This is a genomic window from Kordia algicida OT-1 (assembly GCF_000154725.1).
GTDB classification, from domain to species: Bacteria; Bacteroidota; Bacteroidia; order Flavobacteriales; family Flavobacteriaceae; genus Kordia; species Kordia algicida.
The window spans coordinates 5005913-5024825 of the sequence record NZ_DS544873.1; the positions used below are offsets into that span (position 1 = coordinate 5005913).

General features: G+C 41.1%; 4 protein-coding genes and 1 pseudogene. All 5 read left to right on the forward strand.

Features of this window, described 5'->3' with window-relative positions:
• Window positions 1–152 precede the first annotated feature (152 nt).
• The 5 genes and pseudogenes from KAOT1_RS23150 (at window position 153) to KAOT1_RS21635 (ending at window position 18911) form a co-directional block, all read left to right on the forward strand.
• Entirely contained in the window at window positions 153–13268 is a 13116-nt protein-coding gene (locus KAOT1_RS23150) for a Calx-beta domain-containing protein (RefSeq protein ID WP_007097050.1), read from the forward strand.
• Window positions 13269–13315: 47 nt separating this feature from the next.
• Window positions 13316–13516, forward strand: a pseudogene (locus KAOT1_RS23800) (Calx-beta domain-containing protein); the annotation flags it as partial.
• A 45-nt stretch (window positions 13517–13561) separates the two neighbouring features.
• Window positions 13562–15937, forward strand: coding sequence for a Calx-beta domain-containing protein (locus KAOT1_RS21625; RefSeq protein ID WP_238528741.1), 2376 nt, complete (start codon window positions 13562–13564; stop codon window positions 15935–15937).
• A gap of 23 nt (window positions 15938–15960) precedes the next feature.
• Window positions 15961–17904 (forward strand): T9SS type B sorting domain-containing protein, encoded by a 1944-nt coding sequence (locus KAOT1_RS22220; protein ID WP_007097052.1) that lies wholly within the window; start codon window positions 15961–15963, stop codon window positions 17902–17904.
• 71 nt (window positions 17905–17975) lie between these two features.
• Window positions 17976–18911 (forward strand): PorP/SprF family type IX secretion system membrane protein, encoded by a 936-nt coding sequence (locus tag KAOT1_RS21635; protein WP_007097053.1) that lies wholly within the window; start codon window positions 17976–17978, stop codon window positions 18909–18911.
• Window positions 18912–18913: the final 2 nt, after the last annotated feature.

Sequence of the window (18913 nt, forward strand, 5' to 3'; positions counted from 1 at the left end):
TTTTTGAACGAAGTAAAAAAGCTTTTCAACGAATAAATAAGTCTTTTCGTATAATAACTCAAATAAATTCATTTTGTTAAGGCGTATCTTTGCTAAAGATTTGTTAAATTAAGAAAAAGAAAATTTCATTATAAGTATAAAAATAACTATACATGAGCAATAATATTTTCCCTAAATCATTAAAGAAATTTAATTTCTTTAATGATGCTTCTATGAATGGCCTATTACAAAAAGTAATTCTATTATTAATATTTGGTGTTTTTAGTATAAATACAAGTTTAGCTCAATGTGCTGACACATCTCCAACAGGTGATTGTGATAGCGATACTGTGCAAAATGGGGTGGACCTTGATGATGATAATGATGGGATTTTAGATGATTCAGAAAAAAGTTATGTTATGATGCAATATAATCTTTCTGGAGTCATTGATGGCAGCAGAGATAGAGGTGCTCCAAATAACTTAAATAGAGACTTTGTTTTTGGTGATAATTATTTTTTTAATTTAAGCTTTTCTGAGCCTATTAAGATTTCAATACAAACAACTATAGGGGATCAAAGTTCAGGGAGGTCAGGAAATGTAATAGTTGATGGAAATTCTTTACCTGTAAGTACCACTGCAGGAAATTTTCAAACAGTAACTCATAATCCTAATAGCGCAGCTAACTATGCTGTGAACTTAGTAGGTACTGATTTGACTATGACACAATTAACGGTTAGAGATTTCTACTCAAATGTAATTATAGCAAGGTTTGATTTTGGTACGACAACTTCTCCAGTAGCAAGTGGCTTCATTCAAATGACAGAGACTAGTACTTCTCCTCAAGAAATATATCTAGAATCAGCTTCTATTGATACAGACCAAGATAATATACCTAATTATTTGGATTTAGACTCTGATGGAGATGGTTGTCCTGATGCGATAGAAGGAGGATTAAAGTTGTCTAATGGTGTTTTGGTAGCATCTTCTATGAGTGGAGGGAATACTGGAGCAAACTATAATGGAAGTAGTCCAAACCCTGTATTTGATAATCTTGGTATTTCGGTTGATTCTGAAGGGATTCCTACAATTGCGGGCTCAAATGGTCAATCCCCATGGTATAGTGTAGATGCATCAGGGTCAAGCAAATGTTTAGATACTGATATGGACGGTATAAATGATTATGTTGATACTGATGATGATAATGATGGAATACTAGATTTAGATGAAGGTTTTTGTGAAGGAGTTAGTGTTATTTTCTTAGAAAACACATATAATATAACTCTTTCGGATTTTGATGTTTCTAATGGAGTTGATTATGTGGCTCAACAGGGAGGAGATCCTTCTCCTTTAGCGCCAAAGTTATTTTTAAATGGTTATGATAGGGTAGGTGGTAAATCGAGAATTGAATTTACATATACTACGCCAGAAAGTTTTAACGTTGACGCAACAGGAAATATATATTTTAGGTTTTGGTACTACGATAACATTTTAGATTCAACAGGCTCTTATGGGCAAGTATTAAATTGTACTTTTTTTACTTCGCAAGGAAATTTGACGCAATCATTAGATTTAAATACATTTAGTGCCTCTGACATAAATACTTTAGATAATGGGGGTTGGATATACAGAGAACTGGTTTTTACAGCAACTCCTAATACAACGATTTCTTTAACAGGTTTCAATTTTGACATAGAAGGAAATGGTAACGGGACAGTGTCTCCTTTCAATCCTAATACTAGTGAAGTGTTTGCGATAGCACCTCTTAATATCTCTGTTGAAAGTTGTAATGCGAATAGGAATACTGATGCTGATACTTTTTTTGATCATTTGGATGTAGATAGTGATAACGATGGTTGTTTTGATGCCTTAGAGGGAGGAGATAATATCTTAGCGACTAATGTGCAAGCTAATGGACAGTTAGATGGAATAGTAGACGGAACTACAGGGGTGCCTAATAATGTAGATATAAACAACGGGCAAACTGTAGGAACTTCAACCAATTTCCAATCGACAAGTGATCAATGTGATGACGATGGTGATGGAGTTCTCAATGCAAGTGATGTATGTGATGGAGCAAACGATTCATTAGATAGTGATAATGATGGTGTTCCAGATAGTTGTGATTTAGATGATGACAATGATGGAATCTTAGATGTGGATGAGGGGTGTAATGATACTGAATTTGCTGGAGATGATTCAAGTCCAACAGGAAGTCCTAGCGCAGTATTTATTTCATATCCCAATACCACAGCGGCTTTTCCACCGAGTAATTCAAATATATCGAGTATTATTTCGGTAGCAAGTGTGTCTAATCAATCAGCAGGTTCAGGACTTACTATGACGCACAAAGGGGCTCAAGCTATTGATATAAGTAATGTTGGGGCATTAAACTATACTGAGGCAATTGCAAATAATGAATACTTAGAATTTAGTTTTACTACAACAAATTCTTATGATGTTGCTTATTTAGATTGGGTTGGGTTCTATAATAGGATTGATCAAGAAGGCTTTTCTGTAACATATGCTATATCAAACAATGGAGGTAGTAGTTTTACAGATTTAGCAACTTTTGTCGAAACAGCTAATGATGGAGGTGGGACATTCCCTCAAGGAAGAGAAGCTGAAGATGTATTAGATTATGAGTTGCTAAACAATACAACATACACTATTCGTATATACTTTTACGCTCTTGGTGCTTCTGTAATCGAATTTGATGATACAATAGTTGCTTTTGACTTTTGTGCTAAAAATACGGATGGAGATGCTTTTGCGGATTATTTGGATGTAGATAGCGATAACGATGGTTGTTTTGATGCGATTGAAGGGGGAGATAATATACTAGCAGCTAATGTACAAGCTAATGGACAGTTAGATGGTAATATAAATAGTACAACTGGTGTTCCAAATAACGTAGATGTAAATAATGGTCAAGCAATTGGAGCGTCCGCAGACGATACCCAATATGATGCAGATGGGCAATGTGATCAAGATGGGGATGGAGTAATTGATGCCAACGATGTTTGTAATGGTTTTGATGACAATGATGATAATGATAATGATGGGGTTCCAGATGTCTGTGATCAAGATGATGACAATGATGGTATATTAGATACACAAGAATTATGTGGAACGAATCCTCAACCAGTAAATTTAGAATCAACTATAAGAGTGGAAATAGACTTAGATCAATTCCCTAATGAAACTGGCTGGTCATTAGCACTTGGAGGAAACACCATTGCAAGTGTGCCACAAGGAACATATGGTACAGGTAATGTAACTGTCGCACAAGACATAACAATTACAGAAAATGGAAACTATTTCTTCACAATTACAGACAACTTTGGTGATGGTATTCAAGGAAACTCATACAGAATTCTATTAGACGGAGTTATTGTAATCAATAGAACTTTTGGTTCTCCTACAGATACAACGACATTTTCTCAAACAGACAACTTCCCAGTAAATACAATTGTGTCAAATTCTTTCAGTTGTTTAACTGATGATCCAAATGGAGATGCAGATGGTGATGGTATCATTAACTATCAAGATCCTGATTTCTGTTCATTAAATGGAAATGGAGTTTGTGCAAGCTTGGATAATGATAACGATGGAATAATCAACTCCATGGATACTGATACTGATGGTGACGGTTGTGTTGATGCAATAGAAGCAGGACACACGGATGACGATGCTGATGGTAGGCTAGGAAACTCTCCTGTAACAGTCAATCCCGCCAATGGTAGAGTTACAGGGCAAGGCGGATACACAGGAACTGACCTTGCGGTTACCAACTCTGGTAATACTTCTGCTTGTGCAACATGTGAACTATTAAATGCTTCGGTTTCTTCTGTTTTCTGTGATGATAATGGAACACCTCTTGATGATTCAGACGATACTTTTACATTCTACATAAGTCCTAATGGTAATCTGCTAAGTGCAACATATAGTGTTTCTGGCGGAATCACAAGATCAAATATTCCCTACGATGCGCCAGAGCAATTTGGGCCATTTGCAATTTCTGGTGGAAACATCACTTTTACCATTACAGATGATGGAGACGGCTCATGTCAGTTAACAAATGTAGTAGTGGCACCACCAGCAACATGTTCCACAGCAACTGCTGTTGATACTGATACTGATGATGTAATTGACAGTGTTGATATTGACAATGATAATGACGGAATCATTGATGATAATGAAAATCCTTGTGCTTCACGACCAATAACTTCTGGTTCTTGGACAGGAAGCAATCCTTACAACAATACAGCTGGACCAGTTGGAGTTACCTTCGGAAGTACAATTCCAAGTGGTGGGTCAATAGTGTATACGCCAAATGATACCATGACTACAAATTCTTTCTTTTCAGATCCAGCAGTAGAAGGTTCTAATTCTCTAGATTTTTTCTTTACTTGGGATACCTCTCCAGAATCCTTAAACGCAGCTTCTGATGATGCAGTAATCGGGACAATAACAATAACATATGCACAACCTGTTTACAATCCAGTCATTCATATTGACAGACTTGGAGGAAATGCCCAAGTTCCCACTGGAAACTACATCTCAAATACATCGTTTTGGACATTACAAACAGCAGGTTTGTCAATGGCTAAAATCTCAGGAAACGATCAATTAATCGTAAAATCAAACCAATTTTATCGTGAGCCTAACCAAAACCTAGGTTCAGGAACACCAATCGTACTTTCTGGTGATGCAGATTCAGCAGGATTTGGTACTGCAGCAGGAAGTATTCAAATATATGGTAGAGTAACAACATTAACCTTCCAAGTTACAGGTGAAGGCTTAGATGGTAATGGTACTGATCGTTTAGAAATGTCATTTGACGCATGTCCAGTAATAGATACTGATGACGATGGTACTCCAGATTTCTTAGATACTGATAGTGATGGTGATGGATGTCCAGATGCAATAGAAGGATCGGCAAACTTTGTTGCTGCAGATTTAACATCTAGTAATAATCTAGCAGACGATGACGAAGGAGCAGTTAATCCCGCTAATGGAGTTCCTACCAATGCAGGAAGTCCACAAGCAACAAATTCAAATGTAACAACAGCTACACAAGCAGCTATTACAACAGAACCAACAAGTCAAACAACTCTTGCAGGCGGAAGTGTAACATATACTGCTGCTGCAAGTTCACAATCAACAACCACATTTTCAGGAGGAACACCAAACTACACAGTCCCTCCAGCTGTAGACTCGTCAGCTAACATAAGTTATCAATGGCAAGAAAGTACAGATAATGGTGCAACTTGGACGGACATTACGGTTGCAGGAGTAAATCCAACATATTCTGGATTCAATACAAATACGCTGACGCTAACGAACGTACCGAGTTCTTATAACGGATATGATTATCAGTTAGTTATTACGCATAGTGAAAATGAATGTATTCTTGTAGATTCTCAAGATGCAAATCTAACAGTAAATCCGCTAGTTGCCTTTAGCGTAGGAGATGTCACCGTTGTAGAAGATGCGGGGACAGCATCCGTACCAGTAAGTATTGATAATCCAAGTACTGTAGATACGGTAGTATCAATCACTACAGTAGATAACTCAGCAACCAATCCAGCTGATTATACAACTACCACAGTAACGGCAACAATTCCAGCAGGACAAACTACAGTAGATGTGACAATTCCAATCACTGACGATACAACAAATGAGCCAGTTGAAAATTTTACAGTAACAGGAAATGTAATTAGTGGAAATACAACAAATACAAGTGATGCAGGAACGGTAACAATTAATGATGATGATGTCCCTGATGTTGGATGTACAATAGATCAAACTTTTGATTGGTCTACAAGTGGTTGGAATTCTGGTGAAACATCTAATAGTTATATCGTAGGAGGAGCACCAATCTCTTTTACTACGACACCACCGTCTGGAGGAAGTTTCTTTGGTGGTTCTCCAGCGGTAGCTCCATTTTATCAAGGTGATTTAGCTGTAACAGACGATCAATTAATTATCGCTACACTTGCATCTGAATTAGATGGTAATGAGGTAAATATTACTATAGACTTAGGAGCATCTCAAGTAGGTTTAGAAGGAGTTAATTTCTCTTTATTTGATATTGATGGAGGAGATAATGGATCAACAGTTAATTATAGAGAAATCATTACAATTCAAGGTTTCTTAGATGGTACGCCTATCAATCCTATTATTCTAGGTTCCAGTATTCATACCATAGCAACAAATGTCGTTACGGCAGATGCTTTCGAAGTGCCAACATCAGGAGCGGCTTCTGCCGATGGAGTTTTAGGTGTGTATTTTACTAGTGCTGTAGATCAGGTTGTAATTAATTTTGAGCTAGCTCCTGGAGCAACTTATACAGGAAGCTCATCTCCTGGATTTAGCTTATACAATGTTAATTTCTGTTCATTACCTGCCTTCACTGTAGGAGATGTCACTGTTGCAGAAGACAATGGATCAGCATCCGTACCAGTAAGTATTGACAATCCAAGCAGTGTAGATACGGTAGTATCAATCACCACGGTAGATAACTCAGCGACAAATCCAGCTGATTATACCACAACAACGGTAACGGCAACAATCCCAGCGGGACAAACTACGGTGGATGTAACAATCCCAATCACAGATGATTTAGTAGGAGAACCAACAGAGGACTTTACTGTAACTGGAAACGTAGTAAGTGGCAACACTTCTAATGCAAGTGATTCAGGAACAGTAACAATTACCGACAATGATACCCCAGCCTTCACTGTAGGCGATGTCACTGTTGCAGAAGACAATGGATCAGCATCCGTACCAGTAAGTATTGACAATCCAAGCAGTGTAGATACGGTAGTATCAATCACCACGGTAGATAACAGTGCTACCAATCCAGCTGATTATACCACCACAACGGTAACGGCAACAATTCCAGCGGGACAAACCAGCGTAGATGTAACAATCCCAATCACAGATGATTTAGTAGGAGAACCAACAGAGGACTTTACCGTAACAGGAAACGTAGTAAGTGGCAACACAACTAACGCAAGTGATTCAGGAACAGTAACGATCACCGACAATGATACCCCTGCCTTCACTGTAGGAGATGTAACAGTAGCAGAGGACAATGGATCAGCATCCGTACCAGTAAGTATTGACAATCCAAGCTCTGTAGATACGGTAGTATCAATCACTACAGTAGATAACTCAGCGACCAATCCAGCTGATTATACCACAACAACGGTAACAGCAACAATCCCAGCGGGACAAACCAGTGTAGATGTAACAATTCCAATCACAGATGATTTAGTAGGAGAACCAACAGAGGACTTTACCGTAACTGGAAACGTAGTAAGTGGCAACACAACTAATGCAAGTGATTCAGGAACAGTAACGATCACCGACAATGATACCCCTGCCTTCACTGTAGGAGATGTCACAGTAGCAGAAGATGCGGGGACAGCATCCGTACCAGTAAGTATTGACAATCCAAGTAGTGTAGATACGGTAGTATCAATCACCACAGTAGATAACTCAGCAACCAATCCAGCTGATTATACCACCACAACGGTAACGGCAACAATCCCAGCGGGACAAACCAGCGTAGATGTAACAATTCCAATCACAGATGATTTGGTTGGAGAACCAACAGAGGACTTTACCGTAACAGGAAACGTAGTAAGTGGCAACACAACTAATGCAAGTGATTCAGGAACAGTAACGATCACCGACAATGATACCCCTGCCTTCACTGTAGGAGATGTCACTGTTGCAGAAGACAATGGATCAGCATCCGTACCAGTAAGTATTGACAATCCAAGCAGTGTAGATACGGTAGTATCAATCACCACGGTAGATAACTCAGCGACAAATCCAGCTGATTATACCACAACAACGGTAACGGCAACAATCCCAGCGGGACAAACTACAGTGGATGTAACAATCCCAATCACAGATGATTTAGTAGGAGAACCAACAGAGGACTTTACTGTAACTGGAAACGTAGTAAGTGGCAACACTTCTAATGCAAGTGATTCAGGAACAGTAACAATTACCGACAATGATACCCCAGCCTTCACTGTAGGCGATGTCACTGTTGCAGAAGACAATGGATCAGCATCCGTACCAGTAAGTATTGACAATCCAAGCTCTGTAGATACGGTAGTATCAATCACCACGGTAGATAACAGTGCTACCAATCCAGCTGATTATACCACCACAACGGTAACGGCAACAATTCCAGCGGGACAAACCAGTGTAGATGTAACAATTCCAATCACAGATGATTTGGTTGGAGAACCAACAGAGGACTTTACTGTAACTGGAAACGTAGTAAGTGGCAACACTTCTAATGCAAGTGATTCAGGAACAGTAACGATCACCGACAATGATACCCCTGCCTTCACTGTAGGAGATGTCACTGTCGCAGAAGATGCGGGGACAGCATCCGTACCAGTAAGTATTGACAATCCAAGCTCTGTAGATACGGTAGTATCAATCACCACAGTAGATAACTCAGCGACAAATCCAGCTGATTATACCACCACAACGGTAACGGCAACAATTCCAGCGGGACAAACCAGCGTAGATGTAACAATTCCAATCACAGATGATTTAGTAGGAGAGCCAACAGAGGACTTTACTGTAACTGGAAACGTAGTAAGTGGCAACACAACTAATGCAAGTGATTCAGGAACAGTAACAATTACCGACAATGATACCCCTGCCTTCACTGTAGGCGATGTCACTGTTGCAGAAGACAATGGATCAACATCCGTACCAGTAAGTATTGACAATCCAAGCTCTGTAGATACGGTAGTATCAATCACCACAGTAGATAACTCAGCAACCAATCCAGCTGATTATACCACCACAACGGTAACGGCAACAATTCCAGCGGGACAAACCAGCGTAGATGTAACAATCCCAATCACAGATGATTTAGTAGGCGAACCAACAGAGGACTTTACCGTAACTGGAAACGTAGTAAGTGGCAACACAACTAACGCAAGTGATTCAGGAACAGTAACGATCACCGACAATGATACCCCAGCCTTCACTGTAGGAGATGTAACAGTAGCAGAAGATGCGGGGACAGCATCCGTACCAGTAAGTATTGACAATCCAAGCAGTGTAGATACGGTAGTATCAATCACCACAGTAGATAACAGTGCTACCAATCCAGCTGATTATACCACAACAACGGTAACAGCAACAATCCCAGCGGGACAAACTACGGTGGATGTAACAATTCCAATCACGGATGATTTAGTAGGAGAGCCAACAGAGGACTTTACCGTAACTGGAAACGTAGTAAGTGGCAACACAACTAATGCAAGTGATTCAGGAACAGTAACAATCACCGACAATGATACCCCAGCCTTCACTGTAGGCGATGTCACTGTTGCAGAAGACAATGGATCAACATCCGTACCAGTAAGTATTGACAATCCAAGTAGTGTAGATACGGTAGTATCAATCACCACGGTAGATAACTCAGCGACAAATCCAGCTGATTATACCACAACAACGGTAACGGCAACAATTCCAGCGGGACAAACCAGTGTAGATGTAACAATTCCAATTACAGATGATCTAGTAGGAGAGCCAACAGAGGACTTTACCGTAACAGGAAACGTAGTAAGTGGCAACACAACTAACGCAAGTGATTCAGGAACAGTAACGATCACCGACAATGATACCCCTGCCTTCACTGTAGGAGATGTAACAGTAGCAGAAGATGCGGGGACAGCATCCGTACCAGTAAGTATTGACAATCCAAGTAGTGTAGATACGGTAGTATCAATCACCACAGTAGATAACTCAGCAACCAATCCAGCTGATTATACAACCACGACCGTAACGGCAACAATCCCAGCGGGACAAACCAGCGTAGATGTAACAATTCCAATCACAGATGATCTAGTAGGAGAGCCAACAGAGGACTTTACCGTAACTGGAAACGTAGTAAGTGGCAACACAACTAATGCAAGTGATTCAGGAACAGTAACGATCACCGACAATGATACCCCTGCCTTCACTGTAGGAGATGTAACAGTAGCAGAAGATGCGGGGACAGCATCCGTACCAGTAAGTATTGACAATCCAAGTAGTGTAGATACGGTAGTATCAATCACCACGGTAGATAACTCAGCGACAAATCCAGCTGATTATACCACAACAACGGTAACGGCAACAATCCCAGCGGGACAAACCAGCGTAGATGTAACAATTCCAATTACAGATGATCTAGTAGGAGAACCAACAGAGGACTTTACTGTAACAGGAAACGTAGTAAGTGGCAACACTTCTAATGCAAGTGATTCAGGAACAGTAACGATCACCGACAATGATACCCCTGCCTTCACTGTAGGAGATGTCACTGTTGCAGAAGATGCGGGGACAGCATCCGTACCAGTAAGTATTGACAATCCAAGTAGTGTAGATACGGTAGTATCAATCACCACAGTAGATAACAGTGCTACCAATCCAGCTGATTATACCACCACAACGGTAACGGCAACAATCCCAGCGGGACAAACCAGCGTAGATGTAACAATTCCAATTACAGATGATCTAGTAGGAGAACCAACAGAGGACTTTACCGTAACTGGAAACGTAGTAAGTGGCAACACAACTAACGCAAGTGATTCAGGAACAGTAACGATCACCGACAATGATACCCCTGCCTTCACTGTAGGAGATGTAACAGTAGCAGAGGACAATGGATCAGCATCCGTACCAGTAAGTATTGACAATCCAAGCAGTGTAGATACGGTAGTATCAATCACTACAGTAGATAACTCAGCGACCAATCCAGCTGATTATACCACCACGACCGTAACGGCAACGATTCCAGCGGGACAAACCAGCGTAGATGTAACAATTCCAATTACAGATGATTTAGTAGGAGAGCCAACAGAGGACTTTACCGTAACAGGAAACGTAGTAAGTGGCAACACAACTAACGCAAGTGATTCAGGAACAGTAACGATCACTGACAATGATACCCCTGCCTTCACTGTAGGAGATCTCACTGTTGCAGAAGATGCGGGGACAGCATCCGTACCAGTAAGTATTGACAATCCAAGTAGTGTAGATACGGTAGTATCAATCACCACAGTAGATAACTCAGCGACAAATCCAGCTGATTATACCACCACAACGGTAACGGCAACAATTCCAGCGGGACAAACCAGTGTAGATGTAACAATTCCAATTACAGATGATCTAGTAGGAGAGCCAACAGAGGACTTTACCGTAACAGGAAACGTAGTAAGTGGCAACACAACTAACGCAAGTGATTCAGGAACAGTAACGATCACCGACAATGATACCCCTGCCTTCACTGTAGGAGATGTAACAGTAGCAGAAGATGCGGGGACAGCATCCGTACCAGTAAGTATTGACAATCCAAGTAGTGTAGATACGGTAGTATCAATCACCACAGTAGATAACTCAGCTACCAATCCAGCTGATTATACCACCACAACGGTAACGGCAACGATTCCAGCGGGACAAACCAGCGTAGATGTAACAATTCCAATCACAGATGATTTAGTAGGAGAACCAACAGAGGACTTTACCGTAACTGGAAACGTAGTAAGTGGCAACACAACTAACGCAAGTGATTCAGGAACAGTAACGATCACCGACAATGATACCCCTGCCTTCACTGTAGGAGATCTCACTGTTGCAGAAGATGCGGGGACAGCATCCGTACCAGTAAGTATTGACAATCCAAGTAGTGTAGATACGGTAGTATCAATCACCACAGTAGATAACAGTGCTACCAATCCAGCTGATTATACCACCACAACGGTAACGGCAACAATTCCAGCGGGACAAACCAGCGTAGATGTAACAATTCCAATCACGGATGATTTAGTAGGAGAACCAACAGAGGACTTTACTGTAACTGGAAACGTAGTAAGTGGCAACACTTCTAATGCAAGTGATTCAGGAACAGTAACAATTACCGACAATGATACCCCAGCCTTCACTGTAGGAGATCTCACTGTTGCAGAAGACAATGGATCAGCATCCGTACCAGTAAGTATTGACAATCCAAGCTCTGTAGATACGGTAGTATCAATCACCACGGTAGATAACAGTGCTACCAATCCAGCTGATTATACCACCACAACGGTAACGGCAACAATTCCAGCGGGACAAACCAGCGTAGATGTAACAATCCCAATCACAGATGATTTAGTAGGAGAACAAACAGAGGACTTTACTGTAACAGGAAACGTAGTAAGTGGCAACACAACTAATGCAAGTGATTCAGGAACAGTAACGATCACCGACAATGATACCCCTGCCTTCACTGTAGGAGATGTAACAGTAGCAGAAGACAATGGATCAGCATCCGTACCAGTAAGTATTGACAATCCAAGTAGTGTAGATACGGTAGTATCAATCACCACGGTAGATAACTCAGCAACCAATCCAGCTGATTATACCACAACAACGGTAACGGCAACAATTCCAGCGGGACAAACCAGTGTAGATGTAACAATTCCAATTACAGATGATTTAGTAGGAGAACCAACGGAGGACTTTACTGTAACTGGAAACGTAGTAAGTGGCAACACAACTAACGCATCAGATAGTGGTACAGTAACGATCACCGACAATGATACCCCAGCCTTCACTGTAGGAGATGTCACCGTAGCAGAAGACAATGGATCAGCATCCGTACCAGTAAGTATTGACAATCCAAGTAGTGTAGATACGGTAGTATCAATCACCACAGTAGATAACTCAGCGACAAATCCAGCTGATTATACAACCACAACGGTAACGGCAACAATTCCAGCGGGACAAACCAGCGTAGATGTAACAATTCCAATCACAGATGATTTAGTAGGAGAACCAACGGAGGACTTTACTGTAACTGGAAACGTAGTAAGTGGCAACACAACTAACGCATCAGATAATGGTACAGTAACGATCACCGACAATGATACCCCAGCCTTCACTGTAGGAGATGTCACCGTTGCAGAAGATGCGGGGACAGCATCCGTACCAGTAAGTATTGACAATCCAAGTAGTGTAGATACGGTAGTATCAATCACTACAGTAGATAACTCAGCAACCAATCCAGCTGATTATACCACCACAACGGTAATGGTAACAATTCCAGCGGGACAAACCAGCGTAGATGTAACAATTCCAATCACAGATGATTTAGTAGGAGAACCAACGGAGGACTTTACTGTAACTGGAAACGTAGTAAGTGGCAACACAACTAACGCATCAGATAATGGTACAGTAACGATCACCGACATGATACCCCAGCCTTCACTGTAGGAGATCTCACCGTTGCAGAAGATGCGGGGACAGCATCCGTACCAGTAAGTATTGACAATCCAAGTAGTGTAGATACGGTAGTATCAATCACTACAGTAGATAACTCAGCAACCAATCCAGCTGATTATACCACCACAACGGTAACGGTAACAATTCCAGCGGGACAAACCAGCGTAGATGTAACAATTCCAATCACAGATGATCTAGTAGGAGAACCAACAGAGGACTTTACTGTAACAGGAAACGTCGTAAGTGGCAACACAACTAACGCAAGTGATTCAGGAACAGTAACGATCACCGACAATGATACCCCAGCCTTCACTGTAGGAGATCTCACTGTTGCAGAAGATGCGGGGACAGCATCCGTACCAGTAAGTATTGACAATCCAAGCTCTGTAGATACGGTAGTATCAATCACCACAGTAGATAACTCAGCGACAAATCCAGCTGATTATACCACAACAACGGTAACGGCAACAATTCCAGCGGGACAAACTACGGTGGATGTAACAATTCCAATCACGGATGATCTAGTAGGCGAACCAACGGAGGACTTTACCGTAACAGGAACGGTAGCAAGTGGCAACACTTCTAACGCAAGTGATATTGGAACGGTAACGATCAATGACAACGATACACCATCAATAGTAATTGGTGATGTAACGGTAGATGAAGGCATCGGCACTGCAACGGTACCAGTAAGTATCAGCAACCCAAGTAGTGTAGATACGGTTGTAAGCATTACCACCACAACAGGCACGGCAGGAACAGCGGATTACACGGAAACAACGGTAACGGCGACGATTCCAGCAGGACAAACTACGGTGGATATCAGCATACCAATCACGGATGATGTCATTGATGAACCAAGTGAAGACTTTACCGTAAACGGAAATGTAGTAAGTGGCAACACAACCAATACAGATCCAAGCGGAACAGTAACGATCACAGATAACGACGGATTACCAATGTTAACAGTTGGTGATGTAATAGTTGATGAGACAGACGGCACTGCAAGTGTACCAGTAAGTATTGATACGCCAAGTAGTGTAGACACGGTAGTAAGTATCACCACGACAGATAACTCAGCCACGAATCCAAATGATTATACAACCACTACAGTAACTGTAACGATTCCAGCGGGACAAACTACGGTAGATGTAAGTATTCCAATCACGGATGATCTAGTAGGAGAACCAACGGAGGACTTTACCGTAACAGGAACGGTAGCAAGTGGCAACACTTCTAACGCAAGTGATATTGGAACGGTAACGATCAATGACAACGATACACCATCAATAGTAATTGGTGATGTAACGGTAGATGAAGGCATCGGCAATGCAACGGTACCAGTAAGTATCAGCAACCCAAGTAGTGTAGATACGGTTGTAAGCATTACCACCACAACAGGCACGGCAGGAACATCGGATTACACGGAAACAACGGTAACGGCGACGATTCCAGCAGGACAAACTACGGTGGATATCAGCATACCAATCACGGATGATGTCATTGATGAACCAAGTGAAGACTTTACTGTAAACGGAAACGTAGTAAGTGGCAACACAACCAACACAGATCCAAGCGGAACAGTAACGATCACAGATAACGATGTAGCTCCTTGTCCTTCATTAGTTGATAGCGATGGTGATGGATTAACAGATTGTGAAGAAACAACAGGTATAGATGATCCAGGAACACCATTATCACCACCAAATGATGATGATGGACCAACAAGTGATCCAAACGATCCATGTGATCCAATCTCAACAAGTTCATTAGTAGATAGTGACGGAGATGGACTTACAGATTGTGAGGAAACAACAGGATTAGACAATCCAAACACACCATTATCACCACCAAATGATGATGACGGACCAACGAGTAATCCAAACGATCCATGTGATCCAATCTCAACAAGTTCATTAGTAGATAGTGACGGAGATGGATTGACAGACTGTGAAGAAACAACAGGATTAGACAATCCAAACACACCATTATCACCACCAAATGATAATGATGGACCAACAAGTAATCCAAACGATCCATGTGATCCAATCTCAACAAGTTCATTAGTAGATAGTGATGGAGATGGATTGACAGACTGTGAGGAGATTACAGGATTAGACAATCCAAACACGCCATTATCACCACCAAATGATGACGATGGACCAACAAGTGATCCAAACGATCCATGTGATCCAATCTCAACAAGCTCATTAGTAGATAGTGACGGAGATGGATTGACAGATTGTGAGGAGATTACAGGATTAGACAATCCAAACACGCCATTATCACCACCAAATGATAATGACGGACCAACAAGTAATCCAAACGATCCATGTGATCCAATCTCAACAAGTTCATTAGTAGATAGTGACGGAGATGGCTTAACAGACTGTGAGGAGATTACAGGAATGGACAATCCAAACACGCCAACAGTTCCAACAGGACCAAGTGATCCGAATGATCCATGTGATCCAATTGGAATCAACACAACGGATAGTGACGGCGATGGATTAACAGACTGTGAGGAAACAACAGGAATTGACGATCCAAGTACACCATTATCACCACCAAATGATGATGATGGACCAACAAGTGATCCAAACGATCCATGTGATCCAATCTCAACAAGTTCATTAGTAGATAGGACGGAGATGGCTTAACAGACTGTGAGGAGATTACAGGAATGGACAATCCAAACACGCCAACAGTTCCAACAGGACCAAGTGATCCAAACGATCCATGTGACCCAATCTCAACAAGTTCATTAGTAGATAGTGACGGAGATGGCTTAACAGACTGTGAGGAGATTACAGGAATGGACAATCCAAACACGCCAATAGTACCAACAGGACCAAGTGATCCGAATGATCCATGTGATCCAATCGGAATCAACACAACTGATAGTGATGGCGATGGATTAACTGACTGTGAGGAAACAACAGGAATCGACGATCCAAGTACACCATTATCACCACCAAATGATGACGATGGACCAACAAGTGATCCAAACGATCCATGTGATCCAATCTCAACAAGTTCATTAGTAGATAGTGATGGAGATGGCTTAACAGATTGTGAGGAGATTACAGGAATGGACAATCCAAACACACCAATAGTTCCAACAGGACCAAGTGATCCGAACGATCCATGTGATCCAATTGGAATCAACACAACGGATAGTGATGGTGATGGATTAACAGACTGTGAGGAAACAACAGGAATTGACGATCCAAGTACACCATTATCACCACCAAATGATGATGATGGACCAACGAGTAATCCAAACGATCCATGTGATCCAATCTCAACAAGTTCATTAGTAGATAGTGATGGAGATGGATTGACAGACTGTGAGGAGATTACAGGAATGGACAATCCAAACACGCCAACAGTACCAACAGGACCAAGTGATCCGAATGATCCATGTGATCCAATCGGAATCAACACAACTGATAGTGATGGCGATGGATTAACTGACTGTGAGGAAACAACAGGAATCGACGATCCTACAACACCAACAGTTCCAACAGGACCAAGTGATCCAAACGATCCATGTGATCCAAATCCAGCAGCAAATCCTGACGGAGATTGTGACGGAGACGGAATACCAAATGGAGTTGAAGGTACTAATGATACTGACGGAGATGGAATACCTGATCTATTAGACATTGACAGTGATAACGATGGAATAATCGATACCGTAGAAGCTGGTGCAGATCCAACAATGCCAGTTGATACTGATGGAGATATGATTCCAGATTATCTAGATCAAGACAGTGACGACGATGGTATCTTAGATAACGTTGAAGCACAAACAACTGATGGATATGTTCCACCAAGTGGAGTAGATGCTGATGGTAATGGTTTAGATGATGCATACGAAGTTACACCAGGATCTGGAGAAGGAATTGACCCAGTAAATACTGACGGTACTGATAATCCTGATTATATTGATACTGATAGTGACAATGATGGAGCTTTAGATATCGTTGAAGGTCATGACTATGATGGAGACGGAATACCAGACGTAATGCCTTCAGGAAATGATGTAGATAACGATGGTGTAGATGATGCATTTGATGGAGACTTAACAGGATACGGTGATCCGAATGGAGCAGCTGTAGACGATCCAACAGATGATTTACCTGACACTGATGGTACTGAAGATCAAGATTATAGAGATGATGACGATGACGGTGATGGGCTTCCTACATCTGACGAAAACCCTGATCCGAATGGTGATGGAGACAACAGTGATGCAACGGATGCGAATGCTAACAACATTCCAGATTACCTAGAACCAAACAATGCATCGCCATCAGAAGATGACTTGGAAATCTTTAATGCAGTAACGCCAAATGGAGATGGAGATAACGACGTGTTTACAATCAGAAACATTGAACTATTCCCAGACAACCAAGTACGAATCTATAACAGATGGGGAGTATTAGTATACGAGACACAAGGATATGGACAAAATGGAAACTATTTCAAAGGAATATCTAACGGTCGAGTAACGATACAGAAAAACAAACTGTTACCAGTAGGAACATATTACTACGTTGTAGACTACGTAGCAAACGGTGTAAGCAAGAGCAGAGCCGGTTACTTATATATACAACGATAAACATACAGGCGTACATACTATTTCGGTAGTATGTACGCTATAACTAATAAACAAAAACATACCATACTATAATGAGAAATAAAATCATCATCATCATAGTCTTATTGAGCACAGTGTTCTCGGTAGAAAGCTACGGACAGCAGGACGCTCAGTATACGCAATACATGTACAATACCATAAGTATCAATCCAGCCTATGCAGGATCGAGAGGTGTATTAAGTATCGCGGGATTACATCGTTCGCAATGGGTAGGTTTAGAAGGTGCGCCACGTACACAAACGCTTAACTTACACACACCATTAGGAAAAAAAGGAAAAGTAGGAATGGGAGTCTCAATTGTAAACGATCAATTAGGACCAACAGACGAAACCTACTTTGATATTGATTTCTCGTATACGATTAAAACCTCTGAGCAAGGAAAACTCTCTTTCGGTGTAAAAGCTGGAGGACACTTACTTGATGTATGTTTCAACTGTTTAAATCAATACAATCCTAACGATGCATTATTGCAGAGCAACATTGACAATAAATTCTCTCCAAATGTCGGAGCACGGATTTACTATAGAAACTCTGAAAAATGGTATGTTGGATTATCAGCACCAAACTTACTAGAAACAAAACACTTTGATGAATCTTCACTATCTGTAGCAAAAGAACGTATCAACTTTTACCTAATCGGTGGATATGTATTTGATATGAGCGATAGTGTACAATTCAAACCAGCAGTATTATTCAAAGCAGTATCTGGAGCGCCATTACAAGCAGACTTATCAGCAAACTTCCTTATCAATGAAAAAATAACACTCGGGGCCGCATATCGATGGAGTGCAGCCTTTAGTGGATTGGTAGGATTACAACTATCAGACAGTTTTATGATAGGATTTGCATACGATCGCGAAACAACCGAACTTGGAAATACACAATTCAATGACGGTTCTTATGAAGTATTCTTACGTTTCGAACTATTCAATAACCGTGACAAAATAATCTCACCAAGATTCTTCTAAAA

Bases quoted from the DNA above. Each gene is read 5' to 3' on its own strand.
- KAOT1_RS23150 (WP_007097050.1), top strand. From the start codon at position 153: ATGAGCAATAATATTTTCCCTAAATCATTAAAGAAATTTAATTTCTTT.
- KAOT1_RS22220 (WP_007097052.1), top strand. From the start codon at position 15,961: ATGGACAATCCAAACACGCCAACAGTTCCAACAGGACCAAGTGATCCA.
- KAOT1_RS21635 (WP_007097053.1), top strand. From the start codon at position 17,976: ATGAGAAATAAAATCATCATCATCATAGTCTTATTGAGCACAGTGTTC.